An 18,548-nucleotide genomic window follows, 5' to 3' on the forward strand; every position below is an offset into this window, starting at 1 on the left:
TGTCCGGATCCATGGTGATATATGAACTTTCCTTAAGTTTCAAATGTTGCATAAGAATAGGGTGGAAGGAGAATAGTACTAACAGATTCCTATAGAGGATGATTGCGATGTGGCCTAAAATAGTCTCTTATATTCCGGACTGGACAATTTTTATGCAGGCGGCGATTACGCTGCTCTTTCCCGTAGGGATTTTTTATCTTTACAGGCATTTGTATTTTTATGTTGGAAGCGGACGCTCTAAGGAAACAGAGGCCAAATCACAGGATGCGGAACTGAAGAAGAATGACAATCGGGAAGTAAATCCGCAGCCTCCTGTGTCTACTGCTTTTACTCAGGACTATGATGCCGATCTGACAGCGATAAAAACGGCATTGGGGGAGAACAGTGATGTACATTTTCGTGAATTCTCAGTTAAAGGTATTCAGGCACGTGCCGCATTGGTCTATGTAGAGGGGATGCAGCACGAAGAACTGATCAATCAGCAGGTGCTGCAGAATTTGATGTTTGCCGGCGAAACGCAGGCTTCAGAAGGAATATACAACTACTTGAAACAGAATATGCTCCCGCTAGCTCAGCTCAGTGAAGCCAAGGATTTAGACCAGCTGCAGGAGTTTGTCCTATTCGGATACACTGCGCTGATTGTCGAAGGCATGTGTGAGATGTTGCTGGTGGGTTCTCCGCATGGAGCAGTGCGCTCGATTACTGAGCCGACCTCAGAGGCTTTGCTGCGGGGGCCTCGGATTGGCTTTACCGAGGTGCTCAGTGAGAATACCTCTATGCTGCGGCGCCAAGGGCTTAATAAGAATCTGGAAATGAAAATGGTTGAAGTAGGCAGCGAAATCAAGAAGAACCTGGTTATCGCTTATATGAAAACCATTGTAAATCCTGATCTGCTCCAGGAAGTGAAGGAACGTATCTCCAAAATTGATATGGACTTTATTCTGGAATCCGGCTATGTGGAACAGTTGATCGAGGATGATTATTTAAGCCCGTTTCAGCAGACACAGAATACGGAAAGACCCGATCGGGTAATTGCTTCCTTGTTAGAGGGAAGAGTCGCTATTTTGCTGGATGGCACACCGTTTGCACTCGTTGTTCCAGTGACGTTCAGTATGCTTTTGCAGTCTCCTGAGGATTATTATGAGCGCTGGATTCCGGGTACACTTTTGCGGATACTCCGGTTTTGCGCATCATTTCTGGCTCTGTTGGCTCCGGCGCTGTATATTTCCTTTATCTCCTTTCATCCGGGACTGATTCCTACACAACTGGCGATCTCCATTATCGAAACACGCCAAGGTGTACCCTTTCCTGCATTAATTGAAGTGTTGATTCTGGAAATTTCCATTGAAATCTTGCGTGAAGCTGGAATCCGGCTGCCGAAGCCCATAGGTCCGGCAATGGGGATTGTCGGAGGTCTGATCATTGGAGATGCCGCGGTACAGGCTGGTATTGTGAGTCCGTTTCTGGTAATTGTTGTAGCCGTGACAGCGATCTCTTCGTTTTCCATACCGATGTACAGTGCGGGGATTACTCTCCGGATCTTACGATTCGCAGGCATGTTATTTGCGGCGGTCCTGGGCATGTTCGGAACCATCCTTTTCTTCCTGCTTATTTGCAGTCATCTGACTCGGCTTTCAAGCTTTGGAGTTCCTTACGTCACCCCTATTTCCCCTTTCCGGTTAAGTGACTGGAAGGATTTGTTCGTTCGTGCACCGTTATCGATCATGAAGCGAAGACCGGAGATGCTGAAGACCCAGAAGAAAAAGCGCAGGTCCTAGAGAATGTATTCTTAGCAGGAGCAGAGGGGAGACCACAGTGTTCAAACGAACTGATGACAAGATCACAACCTCGCAGGCTTCCATAATCTTGACCAATTCAATGCTAGGTGCGGGAATTTTGACTTTGCCCAGAAATGTTGTTAAGGCTGTACAGACTCCCGATGCCTGGATTTCAGTAGTGCTGGGAGGTATCACCGTATCTTTGGTGATATTGGTTATGGTGAAGCTTAGCCAGCAATTTCCAGGGAAGACTGTCTTTCAGTATTCTAAAAGAATTGTTGGGAATCTTCCAGGCAGTGTAATGAGTACAATATTGATTCTGTACTTTATTGTGATAGCGGGTTTCGAAATCCGCGTTTTGGCGGAAGTAACATTGTTTTTTCTTCTGGAAGGGACACCGATCTGGGCGATTGTGATGCCGTTCATCTGGGTGGGCACTTATTTGGTGTATGGTGGGATTAATTCCATGGCCCGCGTGTTTCAGATTGTATTTCCGATCAGTATTTTTATCCTGATAATTTGTTATATCTTAAGTACCAGAATATTTGATATCCAGCATTTGCGTCCTTTTCTGAGTGAAGGTATGATCCCGGTGATCCGAGGCATGAAGTCGAGCATCCTGATCTTTACCGGTTGTGAGGTTGTGATGACAATGACGGCCTTTATGGAGCATCCACAGCAAGCAGTCAAGGGAATGTTGGTTGGTTTAAGCATACCATTTGTATTATATTTGGTTACTGTTGTAATGGTTATCGGCGGCTTATCTATTAATTCTGTAATCTCCAGCACCTGGCCGACGATAGATTTGGTGCGGAGCTTTGAAATTTCAGGGTTCTTTTTTGAACGATTTGAATTTCCGTTGCTGGTTATCTGGCTGATGCAGATGTTCTGCAATTTTTGCAGCTTTTTCTTTAATGCGTCACTCGGAATCTCCCAGGTGTTTCACCTAAAGATCCATCCGGTTATGTTCGCTTTAATGCCCATCATCTTCATCTGTACGATGATCCCTCAACGCATCAATGATGTCTTCAGTCTTGGTGATGCGATTGGCTATATGGGTGTGCTGATCTTTATATTGCTGCCACTGTTATTGTCGATTGTATTAATCATTAGGAAGAAAGGACTCAAGCAGAATGTTTAGACAGCAGGTTATTCGCTTACTATTGGTATTTATGATTCTGCTTACGCAGTCCGGCTGCTGGAGCAGTAAGGAAATTGAAGACTTGAGTGTTTATACGGGATTGGCGCTTGACAAGGGGGAACCCCAAACAGTCGAAAAGAAATTTGAGGAACTCGGAGGAAGTTACCTTAAGCATAATAAATTGACGGCTACGGTACAAATTGTGCCTGAAAATGTAATTGGAAACTCCGGCAAAGAAGGTGAAACACCCAAAACTCATTTCCATAATATTTCAGAGTCTGGAGATTCCCTGCTTGAAGTATTCCGCCAGATTTCGATCCGCAAGAACCGTCCGATTATAGGCCATCACCTCAAGGTTGTTGTCATATCCGAGAAATTGATACAACAGGAGAAAATCCGACGGCTAATGGACTTTCTGTTGCGTGATAACGATATTCGCCCTAGCTGCCTCATCTTTCTTAGCCAAGGACGTGCGTCTGATACGCTAAACACGACAGCAGAGGAGGTTCCTTCTTTTCGTCTGGAGGACATGGTCCATAACCACTTCAGGACTAGTAAAGTTATGAAGGGCATAACATTGTCGAATCTAGATGCATTGATGTATTCGAAGCAAAGCTTTGTTTTGCAGAACGTTATTGAGGCAAATGGTGAGGTGGAGTTTTCCGGCGCCGGTATTATCAAGGGAGACACAGGATATTGGATCGGCAATCTGAACCAACAGGATGTGGAGAGTATTGCCTGGATCAAAGGCGATGTTAAAGGCGGGAGCATCAAAACATATGATCAGTCAAACGAAGCAATTACTTATGAGATTAAATCAGTCAAGAGCAAGATTACACTGAAGGAGACTGCTGATGAGAAGTTTTCCTTTCATGTTGCGATTGAGTCTGATGGACGTCTTATTGAGCATTGGGATGATAATGAACATTCCGCGGAAGTTGCCTATTTCAAAGAATTGGAGAAGATATTCGAGGAGAGATTGACCGAAAAAATTAATGCTCTTATTCACAAAATGCATTCCACCTATAAAGTAGATGTGGCAGGGTTCGGAAATTGGTTCAGCATAGAAAAACCGCAGGTTTGGAAAAAGGTCAAGGATCATTGGGACGAGGAATTTATTCGGATGCCATTAACCTTTGATGTAAAGCTTAAAATCACCGATTTTGGTTCCACGACTGAATGAAGGGTTCACTTGATAAACGTGTTAACTCAAAAAGGATCTCAGCAGCCGATGATGGCTATTGAGATCCTTTTCGTGGTTAGTAAGTAGAAGCTGCAAAAACAAACACAACGACGAATAATATAATAATTGCGTACATCAGCGTGCCCACAATTCCACATACCAGACCTGCAATCGCTAAGCCTTTGCCTTGTTCATAACGATTACGGATTTCCTTCAGCGATAAGGCGGATAGAATAATCGCAATAATTCCTAACAGAAAACCAATATAAGGCACAACAATGGAGAGGATTCCCAAGACAAAACCAGCGATTGATTTGCCATTCGTTGGTGCCGGAGGGGGTGGAGGCTGATAATAGTTCAAATTGTCGTTTGGTGGATAGCTCATTAAAATCACCTCCAATAGAAATTGTTATTGAATGTAGTTAATCCAGTGCTCTAGCTGCACACAAGGGACAAGTCCAATAGATTCAGCTAGACGAATGGACGCTTGATTTCTTTCAAGGACGTGATAGCGTGGAATAAAGCCTCGTTCTAACGTTTCTTGTATGGCTGTGCGAACTACCATTTTCGCGTATCCGTATCTTTGAAATGCTTCTAAAGTATGTACAGCGCCGATTTCCCAAATCTGCTCTTCATTGCGGAACGCTAGGCAGGTACTAACCGGATTGTCGCCCTGAAAGATTGAAACGGAAAACGCTCCTTTTTGGAAATATTCCTCAATTTCTTCCTTATTGTAATGGTTAGCAGCCCAAAGTGGAAGTAGTCTGTCGTCAAATGAATGATTGATTGTTACCTCTTTGTCCTTAACATACCTTAACCCCTCAGTTGTGCTGTAAGAGAAAAACCCCCGAACTTTTTCTAAAGAAAAATGCGCAGACAGTGCCTCTTGGTACTTCACATCCTGCAGTTTAAAAACAAGCTTCGCCTCTGTGGGGAGCAGCGTTAGTAATGCTGGAAATATATCGGGGCAACTGTAATCCAAAAATACGATGTAATCCGCTTGAGGATATACCCTATGATCATATGCGTATGCTGTGGCTGGAAGAAGTAATACAATACCCCACTGATCACCATGCTCAACTAGATGTGTTTCCATGACTTCGTAGAAGGAGGTTAACATTTTTAACAAGCTTACATTCTTTAAGGGGTTCTTTTGTAGTTTGTTTATGATTTGTTCGTTCTGGTGCACACCCATCCACTCCTAGCTCAGATTTATATATTTTACTATAAATTGTACTTATGCAGATATTTATATTTTTGCTTTTACTAATCATTAATCTATTGAAAAAAGAAGGTTGACAGTGACTGATATAATATATTAGGGAAAATAAAGCTCGCTGTTTGAAGCAGCATACGTGAACGGAGGCACATAATTTCATGACACAATCTATCACAGGCGCTGCTGTTCGTGTAGGAGAAGGTCTATCTAAGCAATTCATCCTAATTCTAGCCATTGCATCAGGACTAAGCGTGGCAAATATGTATTATAATCAGCCGCTCCTAGCTGAGATAGGACGCACATTTAATGCTTCCTCTAACGCAGTGGGATATGTATCGATGCTTACTCAAATCGGCTACGCGCTGGGAATGTTATTTTTTGTTCCACTAGGTGACATTCGTGAACGCAGAACACTGATATCCGGACTTCTTATTGCTGTATCACTGTCCCTAATTGGTTTCGCTACCGCACAAAACCTCACTTGGATGTATATCGCGAGCTTTGCTATCGGCATAACTACGGTGGTGCCGCAGGTCATCATTCCTCTCTCGGCTGAGTTAGCTTTACCGGAGGAGCGGGGGAAGGTTATAGGTACAGTAATGAGCGGATTGTTTTTTGGTATTCTGCTAGCAAGAACAATATCCGGAATTATAGGGGATATGTTTGGCTGGAGGGCGATGTACTGGATTGCCGCAGTAGTTATGTTATTGCTATCCCTTATTCTTTATCGGCTAATCCCGGCAACGAAACCAGACAATAATTCTTCGTACTCCGATCTGCTGAAATCAATGGGGCAACTGATTCGCAGATATTCGACGCTTCGTGAGTCATCTTTAATTGGGGCTTGCATGTTTGGCGGCTTCAGTGTGTTCTGGACTTCTCTAGCTTTCTTTCTGGAAGGAGAACCTTATCACTACAGTAGCTCAATCACAGGATTGTTTGGTCTTATTGGTGTAGCAGGTGCTGCTGGTGCTCCATTTATCGGGAGGTTAGCAGACAGAATTGCTCCCAAAAAGATTGTAGGAATCCTACTGTTAATTACATTGATTGCTTACGGATTTTTTGGTTTAGCCGGATTTACAATCTGGAGTTTGATTGCAGGAGTTATTATTCTGGATCTTGGGGTACAGGGATCACAGGTCAGTAACCAAACACGGATATACGCACTTGAACCAGCGGCTCGAAGTCGTATAAATACTGTTTTTATGGTCAGCACTTTTACAGGTGGAGCGATTGGATCCACGCTGGGAAGTTTTGCATGGCAGCATTGGGGCTGGAGTGGCGTCTGCTTAATGGGGGGAACGCTTGTTGTAACCGCTCTATGTATATGGATAGTCTATAGAGTGATCGAGAAAGAGGATATACCGGAGATTAGCTAGAAACGTATTATATTACCTTTTATTATACCCGGGAGGTGTTTGATCATCGCTGAGAAGACGAAAGTTATAGAGGTTGTCCCGTATAACCCAGAGTGGAAGGCAGAATTCAATAGATTAAAAGAACAGCTCTTATCTTATGTCGGAGATCTTATTATTTCTATCGAGCATGTGGGCAGTACTTCCATTGAAGGGCTGGCTGCTAAACCTATCATCGACCTAGATCTTGTGATGGAAAGCTACGATGTACTCCCACAAATCATCGAACGTTTACAACAGCGTGGTTATAAACACCAAGGGAACTTGGGAATAGAGGGCAGAGAAGCTTTTCAAAGACTTCAGGATGACGGGTTTATGAAATATCATCTGTATGTTTGCCCTAAGGATGGAAAAGGCTACTTGGAGCATATCGCTTTCAGAGACTATCTGCGATCGAATACAGCAGCGCGTCAAGCGTATGCAGAGGTCAAACAGCGCCTGGCAGAACAACATCGTTATGACATTGATGCTTATTGTGAAGGAAAGACAACGTTTGTTACCTCTATTTTATCTAAAGCCATGAAAGAAACGTAAGAAAGATCAATCATTTGCCCGTTCGAAGATGATTTCGAAATTCACTTGGAGACATGCCGCTCCACTTACGAAACTGCTTGGAGAAGTATAACGCGTCATTGAAACCGACCGAGGAAGAGATCTGGTCGATGGTCAGCGTTCCTCCTAGCAGTTTTTTTGCGTTATCCATACGAACCTTTAATAAATATTGTTTGGGAGACATGCCGATCTTTTGTTTAAAGACTTTAGAGAGGTGCGCTCTATGATAGCCTAGAGACGATGCCATATGGTCGATACTGATCTGTTGATGAAACTGCAGAGAAATCCAACGGATCGCTTGATCGATCTGACGGTCGATAACATCCGGTAATTCTATCGATTGAGAGGGAAGCGAACTTATGTTTGCAACGCCGAATTTGTGCACTAGCAGCCGCAGCCAACCAGAAGCTTCTAAGCTCTCCAGTCGAGGATAAGCAGATTGCTGAAAGGATAAACGAATATGTTCATAAATCTTATGTATCTCTATTAAGTTATCTAAGTGGACTATTGGATTGTCCCTTGTAATTCCAACTTCCTGTAGTAGCTGTTCAACCGCTTCCCCTTGTAAGGCCACCCATACATATGTCCACGGATGTTCCATGTCTGCCTGATAGCTAAATAACGCCCCCGGAAAAATAACAAAGGTATCCCCCTTACCACATCCCTGCGAATTACTACCACTTTGAAAAACACCTTCACCATCAATTACTGTATGAATGAGATAGTAATCATGAACAGAGGGACCCATTTTATGTCCAGGAACGGGTTTGCCTTCTCCGCTGAATAATACAGATAGGTCATGATCATCGGGAGCCAGATTAAATCCTGCTGTAAAATGATAATGCTCTGAAGCCATTCACTTAGAACCTCCCTAAGATTGCCTTTATAATACATTTAGATTATAGGATTGAATACACGAATGCAACAAACATCCATATATCTCTTGTATTTCTCCATACTCATTGGGACCGCTCTCATTTATAGTGATTAGTGAAGAGAGCAGACGGTTATGATCTGACATCCTAGTGTTTATAAGGGAATTATAGTTTACTCCTCTCCATAAAACTGCGATGTCGACACCGTTCACCTCACCTATAAGGAGGAATATTTCACATGTCTAAAATTACATTTATCGGAGCGGGCAGTACCGTATTTGCCAAAAACGTGTTGGGAGATTGTATGAGAACGCCAGCCCTGCAAGGGTTTGAACTTGCCCTGTATGATATTGATCTACAACGCCTTAAAGACTCCGAGAATATGCTAAATAATATAAAAGAGAGCAGCGGCAGCACTTGTGTTGTGAAATCCTATACGGATCGTAAAGAAGCTTTGCGTGGAGCTAAATATGTCATTAATGCAATCCAAGTGGGAGGTTACGATCCTTGCACCATCACAGATTTTGAAATTCCGAAGAAATATGGCTTGCGGCAAACGATTGCGGATACGGTTGGCATAGGCGGGATTTTCCGTAACCTGCGTACTATTCCAGTGATGCTGGACTTTGCTGCGGATGTACGGGAGGTTTGTCCGGACGCACTCTTTATGAATTATACTAATCCTATGGCAGTTCTGACCAATGTGATGAATACCTATGGCGGTGTAAAGACGGTTGGATTATGCCATAGTGTGCAGCATTGTATTCCGGGCTTGTTCGAGCATCTGGGTATGGATCAGACAGGTGTTCAGGCTAAGATCGCTGGGATTAACCATATGGCTTGGTTATTGGAGGTTACTAAAGACGGCGAGGATTTGTATCCGGAAATTAAACGCCGTGCCGCTGAGAAGCAACAAGAACATCACGGAGACATGGTCCGTTATGAAATGATGCTTAAATTTGGTTACTACATTACGGAATCTTCGGAACATAACGCAGAATACCATCCTTATTTTATCAAACGTAATTACCCTGAGCTTATCGAACGGTTTCAAATTCCACTCGACGAGTATCCACGCCGCTGTGTAGATCAAATTGAACGTTGGCAACAAATGCGGGAAGAATTGGTTAATAACAAAGAACTTAAACATGAACGTTCGCATGAATATGCGTCTTATATCATGGAAGCCATCGAAACTAATGTGCCTTTCAAAATAGGTGGCAATGTTATGAATACAGGTCTTATCACCAATTTGCCAAAAGAAGCATGTGTAGAGGTCCCTTGTATAGTAGATAGAAGCGGAGTAACTCCGACCTACGTGGGAGATCTGCCTCCGCAGTGCGCCGCACTAAATCGTACAAACATCAATACACAACTGTTAACGATCGAAGCGGCCATTACCCATAAGAAAGAGCATATCTATCACGCCGCAATGCTTGATCCACATACAGCAGCTGAATTGTCGATGGATGACATTACAAATATGTGCGACGAGCTGATCACAGCCCATGGAGACTGGCTCCCGGCGTATAAATAAATTAACTAGTTAGGACTAAGGAAGCCTGAGAAATCAGGCTTTTTTTGAATATATTTCTACGAGAAACGATTGTTATCTTTAAAAAAAGACAACGTCGTTTCTTCTTGCTTATCTGTCTAGGACAACTGGGGTATATCGGAATACACATATATGGATTATCTAAATGTGGAGGTGATCCTTTATGATCGTTGAAAGCTATACCTTAGCATCGTCCACAGCTTTTGCTACCCCTTATTATGTGATTAGAGGTGAGCTTCCTGGTCCTGTCTTTATGGTGGTGTCGGGGATACATGGGAATGAGACAGGAAGTATTCGTGCCGCACAGATCATTGTAGAACGTTTTAACCAGAGAAGGTTGTATATACACCGGGGCACGATCATTGTAGTTCCTCTATTGAATCAAAAAGCTTACCGCAAACGGATCAGAGGTGTACCTGATTTAAATCGCACCTTTCCACGTTCTAGCAAAACAGCGGCAAAACATCCATTAGCTTCAGCTTTGCTACAGCTAGTACTAAGATATCGTCCCACCTGGTTTCTGGACCTTCATGAAGCAAATGGGTTGTCACAAAAAAATCCGAAGCGACTTGGCCAGTCGATCATCGTCACTCCGGGAAGCCGAGGAATAGGTACAGCAAAACGTGTCATCAAAGGCATTAATCGAACGATTCCCAAAACCGCTTATCATTTTAATATCCGTTTACGGGAGCGCCCCGGCTCCTCAAGGGCAGCCGTTACCCGTATATTAGGAGCTAAAGCATTTACTGTGGAAACCTGCTGGAGCCTTGATCGTGACCTACGGATTCGCTATCAGATAGATATTGTTAGCCGTTTTTTAAAAAGTGCTGGATTATTGTGATGAAGAAAATATCTGATAACTATGTAAGCTGGTTCTTAGATCCTAGGAATCAGCTTTTTTGCCGATACAAGAAAGGTAATTGACAACATTGAGTATAGTGTATATATTACATATATACAATGATAACACATAAACTAGGAGTGAGGGCACAATTCCATGAACATATTGATATCCAACACTTCCGGTGAACCCATCTATGCACAGATTGTCAGCCAGATCCGCCAGATGATTCTGCAAGGAGAGTTAGTGTCTGGCACCCCATTACCTTCTATCCGGCTATTAGCCAAAGAGCTGCAGATTAGCGTAATTACAACGAAACGAGCCTATGAAGAACTGGAGAGAGAAGGGCTTATCAATTCAATTGTGGGGAAAGGTTCCTTTGTTTCTGGTGCAGATCAGGAGTTTATTCGGGAACAACGGCTACGGATTATGGAGAACAAAATGAAGGGGATTATCGACGAGAGTAAAATGCTGGGGATTGATTTTGCTGAGTTTAGTGAGATGTTGAAATTGCTTTATGAGGAGGAGACAGAATGAAAGAAGTCATTCAATTGGACCAAATTTCTAAAAAATATGGCCATTTTAGCCTATGCGAACTTACGTTCGGAATCAAAGAAGGGTATATCACGGGGCTAATTGGACCGAATGGGGCAGGGAAAACAACATTAATTAAAATGATGATGGGGATGGTGTTTCCTGATCACGGCAGCGTCAAGATTTTTGATCAAGAGATGTCTATCCATGAAGCAGAGAATAAGGATCGGATTGGCTATGTCTCCGATGAGAATTACTTTTACGATCAATTAACCATCGATCAGATGAGTAAGATTATTGCTCCTTTTTATAGTCGTTGGGATCAAGAAACGTATAGGAAATACATAGAGATGTTCAAGCTTTCCCCGCGGAAAAAGATTAAGGAGCTCTCCAAAGGAATGAAAATGAAGTATTCGCTCGCTATTGCCTTATCACATGGTGCAGATCTGCTCATTATGGATGAACCTACTGCAGGACTTGATCCTATATTCCGAAGAGAGTTGCTTGATTTGCTTAGTGAGCATATCCAGGATGAGAAGAAGTCTATTCTTTTTTCAACGCATAATACGACTGATTTGGACCGGATCGCAGACTATATTGTTTTTGTGAATGAAGGGCGCCTAGTATTTAATGAAATGAAAGAATCTCTAGCCAACAAATACATGCTGGTAAAAGGCAATAAAGAGTTGCTTGATCGGGATGTACGAAAATGGTTCATCGGGCTTAGAGAGACGGAAGTTGGTTTCGAGGGTCTTCTGAACAATCGCTCTGAGGGGGAACACTTCTTTAGGGGTCATGCCATATGCGAAACACCTACTCTGGAAGAAATCATGTATTTTACGGTAAAGGGAAACACTTTGTATGTTTAATCTCTTTTTGCTGATTCGAAAAGACTTTATTCTCCTGCGGAATTTTATCCCTATATTTCTCTTGAGTATCTTGTTTATCGCATATGTTCAACTGGATAACTCCAGCATGTTTGCTACATTTCAATCTTTACTGTTGCTCGTATACTCCTGTTCTATGGATGCACAGAATAACAACACAAAGTTTGTTATAGGGTTGCCAGTAAGACGGCAAGAGATTATCTTGGCTAAATACTTATCACTTGTTCCTTATTGTTTCATCGGTTTGGTTTGCTCTTTAGCTTTGTTACTAATTTCCTTTTCATTTGGATATTCCATTAGCCCGTTTTATTGGATAGGGGTATCTTTAACATTACTGATGATTCCTTTGACTGCGTCTATTTATCTGCCGATTCATTATTGGCTTGGTTCCAAAAACTATTACTTCAATATCCTTTTTAATGTAGTAATAACGATTACCACCCTAAACACTGGATCTTCACTCTCAAATTCATCCTTTTTCTTAACAATTACCCATTTAAAGCTGCAGGATCATCTGGTGCCGATTGGTTTGACAGGGATTGTTTATCTATTCATATTGTACTGCTCTTATAGGATTTCACTACGATTGTTTAGCAAGGAAGAGTTATAAGCTAAGGAGGACGTAAAGTGTATAAATCATTTTTTTTAATTCAAAAAGACTTCATTCTTTTGCGTAAATTTCTGATGCTGCTAATCCCTTTCTTTATTTTCATAGCATACTCAAACTATCATAGCTTCAGTTTATTTACGGTAATGCCACCTATGCTGTTATTGATAAGCTCCTGTTCAATGGATACTCAGCAGATGACGCAACGGTTTCTCGTTAATCTCCCTGTACGGAGACAAGAGCTTGTCCGTGCCAAATATTTTTCGATCCTTCCGTTTGCTCTTGTCGGGCTGGCAGCAACGGCCTTTACCTATCTCCTGATTGTTGTGACAGGTAAAGCCGTAACCCCTCATTTTTGGCAAGAGGTTGGTATTACGATATCCATTTTCCCTCTCCTTGCGATGCTTTATTTACCGATTCATTACTGGTTAGGGGCAAAGGGGGCACAAGTGGTTAATCTTGTATTTATGATGATTGTTATGTTTGGCCCGAACGTGTTTAGCTTTTTGATCCAGTGGATACCTGATGTGAACAGATGGCTAAGTTTTGGAGTGAAAGGTACGGTCATTCCCTTTATAATCCTAGGGCTGGCTTATATATTCTTGCTTAGCTGTTCATATATCATTTCTCTGCGGATTTTTGTGCGGAAAGATCTTTAATTCGAAGGATTTGAGATTTTGAATGAATTCATATACCATTGTCACTACAAAGATAAATAGTAGGGGAAGGGTATACAACCAATGCCTAAAATGATTTATAGCTTTCGTACAAAAATGATTATGCTGCTGATGGCCAGTATGCTTGTATCCGGTGGAATTACCTTTTCAATCTATAAAATTCTGCAGAGATATTATCGATCAGAGGTCTTATTAGAAAATCCATTGACTAAAGTTCGCTACTTGATGCGGGATATCGGTGATGTTAATGCGTTTTTGATTATCTTCATTCCTTTGGCCATCTTATTCTTTTTTATATTTACTAAACCATATGCAAATTATTTCAAGGAAATCTCGAAAGGGATCCATCAGCTGGCGTCGGGTGATTTCTCGGAGCGGGTGGATATCCCTTCTAAAGATGAATTCGGCCTTATTGGCCATGATATCAATCTGGCTATTGATCATCTTCAGGAAGCTATTGAGCGGGGAGACTTTGCGGAGAGCAGTAAAGATCAACTTGTGTTAAATCTGGCACATGATCTGCGTACTCCACTTACCTCAGTTATAGGTTATTTGGATTTTATCCTTAAGGACAATGAATTAACGCCAGAACAGACCAGACATTACACAACGATTGCTTATACTAAATCTCAACGTTTGGAAAAATTAATTGATGAGCTATTTGAAATTACAAGAATGAACTACGGTAAGCTTACGCTTGAGAAAACCTCGATCGACCTTAGTGAGCTTCTTTTACAATTAAATGAAGAGTTATATCCCGTTTTTGAGAAAAATGGTCTTACTTCCCGCTTGGATGTAACCCAACCTCTGAAGATAGAGGGTGACGGTGAGCTGCTGGCACGTGTATTTGAGAATCTTCTCACTAACGCAGCGCGATACGGAAGCGACGGTCAATTTATTGATATTCATGGGTATTTAGAAGAAAACGAAGTCGTTATTGAGATTATTAACTATGGAGATTGTATTGATCCGGAAGAGCTGCCGCGTATTTTTGATATGTTCTACACCGGGGATCGAGCGCGAACGCATCCCACAGGGAGTACGGGACTGGGCTTATTTATCACTAAAAACATTGTGGAACAACATGCTGGAACAGTTTCTGCACAAAGCAGTGTAGTGCGGACGATGTTTGAAGTGCGGCTTCCACAAAATAATTGAGAACGAAGTCAAGTGTTGACTGGGCAGGAGTAAAAAAACAAGATCTACGTGATCTTGTGGTTTTACTCCTTTTTTAATGGTTTGGTCAGCAGACAGGATGAACGTTACCGGACATTTATTTGAAATTTTTAATAAATCGTGATATTATTAGCTTGCTAAGTAATTTGTATGGCAGTACGGAGGAAATATCTGTGATAGAAGATGAGATAAGGGAACTACTGGATAGAATATCAGCGGAAATGCGTAGAGATTATGCAGAGCTGCTTAGAGAACTTAATCTTCATGTGGGTCAAGAACAGTTATTATGCCGGTTATGGAGAACAGATGGAATGACACAGATACAGCTAAGTGAACGCTTGAATTGTGAGCCTCCAACCATAACGAATATGGTGAAATCTCTTGAAAATCATGGGTTTGTTGTTCGAAAAAGAGATCCTGAAGATGGCAGAGTTAGCCGAGTGTATCTAACCCCAGCCGGACGTAATCTCTGCGAACCTGTGGAACAGATCTGGAACAAACAGCTGAATAAATTACTAGCCGGAATTATACCTGAAGAACGTTTATTATTAAGAAGACTTATGAAACAAATGGCTGATAATTTAGCTTGAATCTGGAACTAATCGCCATAACCGTTAGTAAGCTAATTAAAACTAAGAAAAGAGGAACATAGATGATTACAAGTTTGACTCGCATCAATGAATTAGCTAAGAAAGAACGTGAAGTAGGTCTGACACAAGGCGAATGGGTTGAACAGATCGCTTTGCGTGAAGACTACCTGCGTGAAATTCGTGGACAAGTTCGTAATAGTCTTTCTGGAGTGACAATTTTAGATCCGGATGGAAACGATGTAACCCCTGAGAAGCTTCGTGCAGCGCGTAAATAATCAATGAACTAATAAGTGGAAACTACACCTTTAGATAACGTTAGATTAGCCTATGGTTAATCGACGGATAACTAAAGGTGTTTTTTTGTTATTCCAATCTTAACAGAAGCTTAAATCGTTATCATTAGGGGCTGTTGAAAGTTAAGAATCAATTAAACTTGCGTTACACAGGATCTAAGACTGGATTGATAGAATGGAATAGACAAAAGATAAGGGATAACAAGAAGGGGTGCAGAAGTTGGAGAAACTAAAAGAAACATCAAGGAAGGAAATGAAAGTATGAAGAAAACATTATTAATTTTACTTAAAGTAATAGTCGCTATAGTCCTCCTCCTAGCACTTTTTCTGGTCATCGTTTTTACAGTCAATGTGATCAGCAATAAAGTGGAGAAAGGAAAAATAGAACCCTATGGTCAGCTTGTACCTGTCGACGGGAAAAAGATGAATGTAACCATACAAGGGCAAGGCAAGGAAACGGTCGTGTTACTCCCAGGGTTTGGAACCGCATCACCCGTAATTGATTTCAAACCACTTGTAGATGAACTGACTCCTTTCTATAAAGTTGTAGTAGTTGAGCCGTTTGGTTATGGACTAAGTGATGTCACCACAAAAGAACGAACGGTCGACAATATAGTGAGTGAGCTTCATGAAGCTTTACAAGAATTAAAGATAGATCGTTATATTCTGATGGGACACTCTATAGCAGGAATTTACGGACTGGACTATGTGAACAAATACGAAAACGAAGTTAGTGCATTCGTAGGCATCGACAGCAGCGTACCCACACAAGGGGGCAACGATGAAGAATTTCCATCAGGAACCTATAAGCTGCTTAAAAAATCAGGATTTATGCGATTGCTAGTAAAACTCAACCCGGATCAAATCGTTACACCAAGTGATGATGAGGAAACTAAAGAACAAAATAGAATGATTTCACTTAAAAACATGATGAATCCTAATATCATCAGCGAAGCAGAGCATTTTAAAAGCAATTTCAAAGCCACGGAAACATTAAATTTCCCTAAAGATCTTCCTGTTATTTTCTTCCTAGTGAAAGACAATACGGATGTTCCAGGCTGGGAATCCCTGCATAAAGAACAGATTAAAGACTCCTTACACGGGAAATTGATGTTGCTTGATGGGGAGCATTATTTGCACCATACCCGATCTAAAGACATTGTCGAGAACTTTAGAAGCTTTCTGGGAGAGATAAAGTAAAAATGAATGAGAAAAGCCTGCTAATACAGGCTTTTCTTTTTTTATATTTTCAAATAAGTGAATCCTTTAGAAAAAAATGATAAATTTATCAAAGCAATTATGGGCACTCTATATCCTAATCTTTATAATAGGAAGGACTGCCAGAGTATGTGCGGAATAGCAGGAATATTAAAATATAATGGACAGCCACCACATGAAGAAACCTTAAAACAAATGACAGGGGTTATGAATCACCGAGGTCCCAATCATGAGGGAGTATGGCTCGATTCTCGCATTGGACTTGGTTTTCGCAGATTGTCTGTAATTGATTTACGTGATGGCAATCAACCGATGACGAATGAAGATCGTACTCTTTGGATTATTTTTAATGGTGAAATCTATAATTATAAAACACTACGAGATCAACTTAAGCTAAAGGGACATCACTTTCAGACGCAATCAGATACAGAGGTCATTGTGCATTTATTTGAGGAATACGGCAAGGACTGTGTCCATCATTTACGTGGAATGTTTAGTTTTGCGATTTGGGATCTTAAGGAACAATCTCTTTTTGCTGCTAGAGATCATTTCGGGATCAAGCCTTTTTATTATTACAAAGACGAAAATAATCTTTTATTTGCTTCGGAAATTAAAAGCATACTTGCAGTGCAAGGGGTACCCAGAAAGCTTCAGTATCAAAGTTTATTCAGCTACTTAACTTTTCAGTATGTCCCGCATCCTGATACGATGTTTGAACACATTCATAAATTAGGACCTGCAGAGCGAGTATTTGTTAACTCGGAAGGTGAAATGAAGATCGAGAAATATTGGGAACCCCATTTTCAACCGGTAGTACGATCTTTAGCAGACTACGCAGAAGAAATTCAGTGGAAATTGAAAGAGTCTGTAAACCTTCATTTACAAAGTGATGTGAATAGAGGATGTTTTTTGTCCAGTGGAATTGACTCTACAGCTATAGCTGCAATGATGAGAACAGAAGAATCCACCAAAACCTTTTCAATTGGATTTGAAGGGTTGAACAATGAAACAATCATTGCAAATCAAACAGCAGCCAAACTGGGGACAGATCATTATTTTCACATCTTATCGCAAAAAGACTTTTTTGAAAGTATCCCGAAAACGGTCTGGCATCTAGATGAACCTGTAGCGGATCCTTCTGCCATTGCACTCTATCATCTAAACCAGCTTGCCAAAGAACATGTTACGGTTGTCTTATCAGGGGAAGGTGCTGACGAATTATTCGGAGGATACAGAATCTATAGAGAGCCAAATGCTTTAAGACCGATAACCTGGATGCCTAACTTTATAAAGGATTCGTTACGAAAATCATTATCCGTATATCCCTATCATTTTTATGGAAAAAATTATTTGCTTCGGGGTCTGACACCTTTAGAAGAACGTTTTTTCGGTAATGCGAACATCTTCAACAAAACCGGTAAGATGAATTTGCTCCACGAATCGGTACACGCTCAGCATAGCTTTTTACATCCCGCGGATATCGTTAAGCCTTTTTATGATAAGACAGCTCACCTAGACCCTACGACAAGAATGCAGTTTATTGATATGAATTTTTGGTTACCTGGAGATATTTTATCAAAAGCAGATAAGCTATCCATGGCACATTCATTAGAATTAAGAGTCCCATTTTTAGATAAAGAGGTTTTCGAAACGGCTAGTAAAATACCTGTATCCAATCGGATTGGGCAAAAAACAACAAAACTTGCTTTGCGTAAAGCTATGGAAGGAATCGTTCCGGAAGCTATTGTGAATCGCCCGAAACTAGGATTTCCCGTCCCCATTCGTGATTGGCTCAAAACTCCAATTTCAGATATAATGTTCGAACAAATACGATATAGTGGCATTGAAGAAATATTCAATATGAATATCATCGAAGAGATGTTTACCCAGCATCGGAGTAATAAAGGCGACTATTCGCGTAGAATATGGCTAATTTACATTTTTTCAGTATGGTACACTCTTTTTATAAAAGAAGATCTGAAGCAATTAAATAGTGCCGTATTGTAA

The 18,548-nt window shown here is 41.3% G+C and carries 19 protein-coding genes; 16 read left to right on the forward strand and 3 right to left on the reverse strand.

Translation table 11 applies throughout. The features are described 5' to 3' along the window. The first annotated feature begins 107 nt into the window (after positions 1 to 107). The 3 genes from MHH49_RS24890 to MHH49_RS24900 are packed head-to-tail and all read left to right on the forward strand — an operon-like array spanning position 108 to position 4,102. The gene (locus MHH49_RS24890) at positions 108 to 1,778 is read left to right on the forward strand and encodes a spore germination protein (protein WP_341138578.1); all 1,671 of its coding nucleotides are present in this window, start codon (positions 108 to 110) and stop codon (positions 1,776 to 1,778) included. Between the two features lie 37 nt (positions 1,779 to 1,815). Further along, complete coding sequence (locus tag MHH49_RS24895) at positions 1,816 to 2,919, forward strand: GerAB/ArcD/ProY family transporter (protein WP_076106749.1); 1,104 nt, start codon at positions 1,816 to 1,818, stop codon at positions 2,917 to 2,919. After that, the gene (locus tag MHH49_RS24900; RefSeq protein ID WP_076273240.1) at positions 2,912 to 4,102 is read left to right on the forward strand and encodes a Ger(x)C family spore germination protein; all 1,191 of its coding nucleotides are present in this window, start codon (positions 2,912 to 2,914) and stop codon (positions 4,100 to 4,102) included. Before MHH49_RS24895 ends, MHH49_RS24900 begins: the two co-directional genes overlap by 8 nt. 76 nt (positions 4,103 to 4,178) lie before the next feature. On the opposite strand, the gene MHH49_RS24905 is transcribed toward MHH49_RS24900, so the two are convergent. Both MHH49_RS24905 and MHH49_RS24910 read right to left on the reverse strand, forming a co-directional pair. Then, entirely contained in the window at positions 4,179 to 4,487 is a 309-nt protein-coding gene (locus tag MHH49_RS24905; RefSeq protein ID WP_036676925.1) for a DUF4190 domain-containing protein, read from the reverse strand. A gap of 24 nt (positions 4,488 to 4,511) precedes the next feature. Further along, positions 4,512 to 5,291, reverse strand: coding sequence for a GNAT family N-acetyltransferase (locus MHH49_RS24910; RefSeq protein ID WP_036676928.1), 780 nt, complete (start codon positions 5,289 to 5,291; stop codon positions 4,512 to 4,514). A 188-nt stretch (positions 5,292 to 5,479) separates the two neighbouring features. Here MHH49_RS24910 and MHH49_RS24915 point away from each other — a divergent pair, with 188 nt between their 5' ends. Together MHH49_RS24915 and MHH49_RS24920 are read left to right on the forward strand one after the other, a co-directional pair. After that, on the forward strand, positions 5,480 to 6,700 hold the full coding sequence (locus MHH49_RS24915; RefSeq protein WP_340940305.1) for an MFS transporter: 1,221 nt from the start codon (positions 5,480 to 5,482) through the stop codon (positions 6,698 to 6,700). A 39-nt stretch (positions 6,701 to 6,739) separates the two neighbouring features. Further along, on the forward strand, positions 6,740 to 7,270 hold the full coding sequence (locus MHH49_RS24920; RefSeq protein WP_339810167.1) for a GrpB family protein: 531 nt from the start codon (positions 6,740 to 6,742) through the stop codon (positions 7,268 to 7,270). Between the two features lie 10 nt (positions 7,271 to 7,280). On the opposite strand, the gene MHH49_RS24925 is transcribed toward MHH49_RS24920, so the two are convergent. Further along, positions 7,281 to 8,144 carry an AraC family transcriptional regulator gene (locus MHH49_RS24925; RefSeq protein WP_076316470.1) on the reverse strand — a complete coding sequence of 288 codons (864 nt, stop codon included), beginning with the start codon at positions 8,142 to 8,144 and terminating at the stop codon, positions 7,281 to 7,283. Positions 8,145 to 8,401: 257 nt separating this feature from the next. Here MHH49_RS24925 and MHH49_RS24930 point away from each other — a divergent pair, with 257 nt between their 5' ends. The 11 genes from MHH49_RS24930 to asnB all read left to right on the forward strand — a co-directional run bounded on the left by MHH49_RS24930 (position 8,402) and on the right by asnB (position 18,548). Continuing rightward, positions 8,402 to 9,700, forward strand: a complete 1,299-nt coding sequence (locus MHH49_RS24930; RefSeq protein ID WP_076223757.1) for an alpha-glucosidase/alpha-galactosidase — start codon at positions 8,402 to 8,404, stop codon at positions 9,698 to 9,700. 181 nt (positions 9,701 to 9,881) lie between these two features. Continuing rightward, positions 9,882 to 10,559 (forward strand): M99 family carboxypeptidase catalytic domain-containing protein, encoded by a 678-nt coding sequence (locus MHH49_RS24935; protein WP_076223755.1) that lies wholly within the window; start codon positions 9,882 to 9,884, stop codon positions 10,557 to 10,559. A gap of 156 nt (positions 10,560 to 10,715) precedes the next feature. Next, on the forward strand, positions 10,716 to 11,096 hold the full coding sequence (locus MHH49_RS24940) for a GntR family transcriptional regulator (protein WP_076141282.1): 381 nt from the start codon (positions 10,716 to 10,718) through the stop codon (positions 11,094 to 11,096). After that, positions 11,093 to 11,962, forward strand: coding sequence for an ABC transporter ATP-binding protein (locus tag MHH49_RS24945; protein ID WP_076141281.1), 870 nt, complete (start codon positions 11,093 to 11,095; stop codon positions 11,960 to 11,962). Before MHH49_RS24940 ends, MHH49_RS24945 begins: the two co-directional genes overlap by 4 nt. Beyond that, positions 11,955 to 12,590, forward strand: coding sequence for an ABC-2 transporter permease (locus MHH49_RS24950; protein ID WP_076106738.1), 636 nt, complete (start codon positions 11,955 to 11,957; stop codon positions 12,588 to 12,590). The genes MHH49_RS24945 and MHH49_RS24950 overlap by 8 nt, the downstream gene beginning before the upstream one ends. A 17-nt stretch (positions 12,591 to 12,607) precedes the next feature. Next, positions 12,608 to 13,246: an ABC-2 transporter permease gene (locus MHH49_RS24955; RefSeq protein WP_036676948.1), complete on the forward strand. Its 639-nt coding sequence runs from the start codon at positions 12,608 to 12,610 to the stop codon at positions 13,244 to 13,246. An 81-nt stretch (positions 13,247 to 13,327) separates the two neighbouring features. Further along, a complete protein-coding gene (locus MHH49_RS24960) occupies positions 13,328 to 14,422 on the forward strand; it encodes a HAMP domain-containing sensor histidine kinase (RefSeq protein WP_036676951.1) in 1,095 nt (364 codons plus the stop codon). Between the two features lie 191 nt (positions 14,423 to 14,613). After that, positions 14,614 to 15,030 carry a MarR family winged helix-turn-helix transcriptional regulator gene (locus MHH49_RS24965; RefSeq protein WP_249267694.1) on the forward strand — a complete coding sequence of 139 codons (417 nt, stop codon included), beginning with the start codon at positions 14,614 to 14,616 and terminating at the stop codon, positions 15,028 to 15,030. Between the two features lie 62 nt (positions 15,031 to 15,092). Beyond that, the gene (locus MHH49_RS24970) at positions 15,093 to 15,305 is read left to right on the forward strand and encodes a DUF896 domain-containing protein (protein ID WP_036676956.1); all 213 of its coding nucleotides are present in this window, start codon (positions 15,093 to 15,095) and stop codon (positions 15,303 to 15,305) included. 279 nt (positions 15,306 to 15,584) lie between these two features. Next, on the forward strand, positions 15,585 to 16,523 hold the full coding sequence (locus MHH49_RS24975; RefSeq protein WP_341138579.1) for an alpha/beta fold hydrolase: 939 nt from the start codon (positions 15,585 to 15,587) through the stop codon (positions 16,521 to 16,523). A gap of 147 nt (positions 16,524 to 16,670) precedes the next feature. Further along, a complete protein-coding gene (gene asnB, locus MHH49_RS24980; RefSeq protein WP_076143604.1) occupies positions 16,671 to 18,548 on the forward strand; it encodes an asparagine synthase (glutamine-hydrolyzing) in 1,878 nt (625 codons plus the stop codon).

Origin of the sequence: Paenibacillus sp. FSL F4-0122 (assembly GCF_038002845.1) — a bacterium.
GTDB lineage: Bacteria > Bacillota > Bacilli > Paenibacillales > Paenibacillaceae > Paenibacillus_AQ > Paenibacillus_AQ odorifer.

What these genes read in the sequence shown, in the direction of transcription:
- MHH49_RS24890 (WP_341138578.1), top strand. Translation starts at nt 108, where the DNA reads ATGTGGCCTAAAATAGTCTCTTATATTCCGGACTGGACAATTTTTATG.
- MHH49_RS24930 (WP_076223757.1), top strand. Translation starts at nt 8,402, where the DNA reads ATGTCTAAAATTACATTTATCGGAGCGGGCAGTACCGTATTTGCCAAA.
- MHH49_RS24905 (WP_036676925.1), bottom strand. Translation starts at nt 4,487, where the DNA reads ATGAGCTATCCACCAAACGACAATTTGAACTATTATCAGCCTCCACCC.
- MHH49_RS24925 (WP_076316470.1), bottom strand. Translation starts at nt 8,144, where the DNA reads ATGGCTTCAGAGCATTATCATTTTACAGCAGGATTTAATCTGGCTCCC.
- MHH49_RS24970 (WP_036676956.1), top strand. Translation starts at nt 15,093, where the DNA reads ATGATTACAAGTTTGACTCGCATCAATGAATTAGCTAAGAAAGAACGT.
- MHH49_RS24960 (WP_036676951.1), top strand. Translation starts at nt 13,328, where the DNA reads ATGCCTAAAATGATTTATAGCTTTCGTACAAAAATGATTATGCTGCTG.
- MHH49_RS24950 (WP_076106738.1), top strand. Translation starts at nt 11,955, where the DNA reads ATGTTTAATCTCTTTTTGCTGATTCGAAAAGACTTTATTCTCCTGCGG.
- MHH49_RS24915 (WP_340940305.1), top strand. Translation starts at nt 5,480, where the DNA reads ATGACACAATCTATCACAGGCGCTGCTGTTCGTGTAGGAGAAGGTCTA.
- MHH49_RS24900 (WP_076273240.1), top strand. Translation starts at nt 2,912, where the DNA reads ATGTTTAGACAGCAGGTTATTCGCTTACTATTGGTATTTATGATTCTG.
- MHH49_RS24975 (WP_341138579.1), top strand. Translation starts at nt 15,585, where the DNA reads ATGAAGAAAACATTATTAATTTTACTTAAAGTAATAGTCGCTATAGTC.
- MHH49_RS24940 (WP_076141282.1), top strand. Translation starts at nt 10,716, where the DNA reads ATGAACATATTGATATCCAACACTTCCGGTGAACCCATCTATGCACAG.
- asnB (WP_076143604.1), top strand. Translation starts at nt 16,671, where the DNA reads ATGTGCGGAATAGCAGGAATATTAAAATATAATGGACAGCCACCACAT.
- MHH49_RS24945 (WP_076141281.1), top strand. Translation starts at nt 11,093, where the DNA reads ATGAAAGAAGTCATTCAATTGGACCAAATTTCTAAAAAATATGGCCAT.
- MHH49_RS24935 (WP_076223755.1), top strand. Translation starts at nt 9,882, where the DNA reads ATGATCGTTGAAAGCTATACCTTAGCATCGTCCACAGCTTTTGCTACC.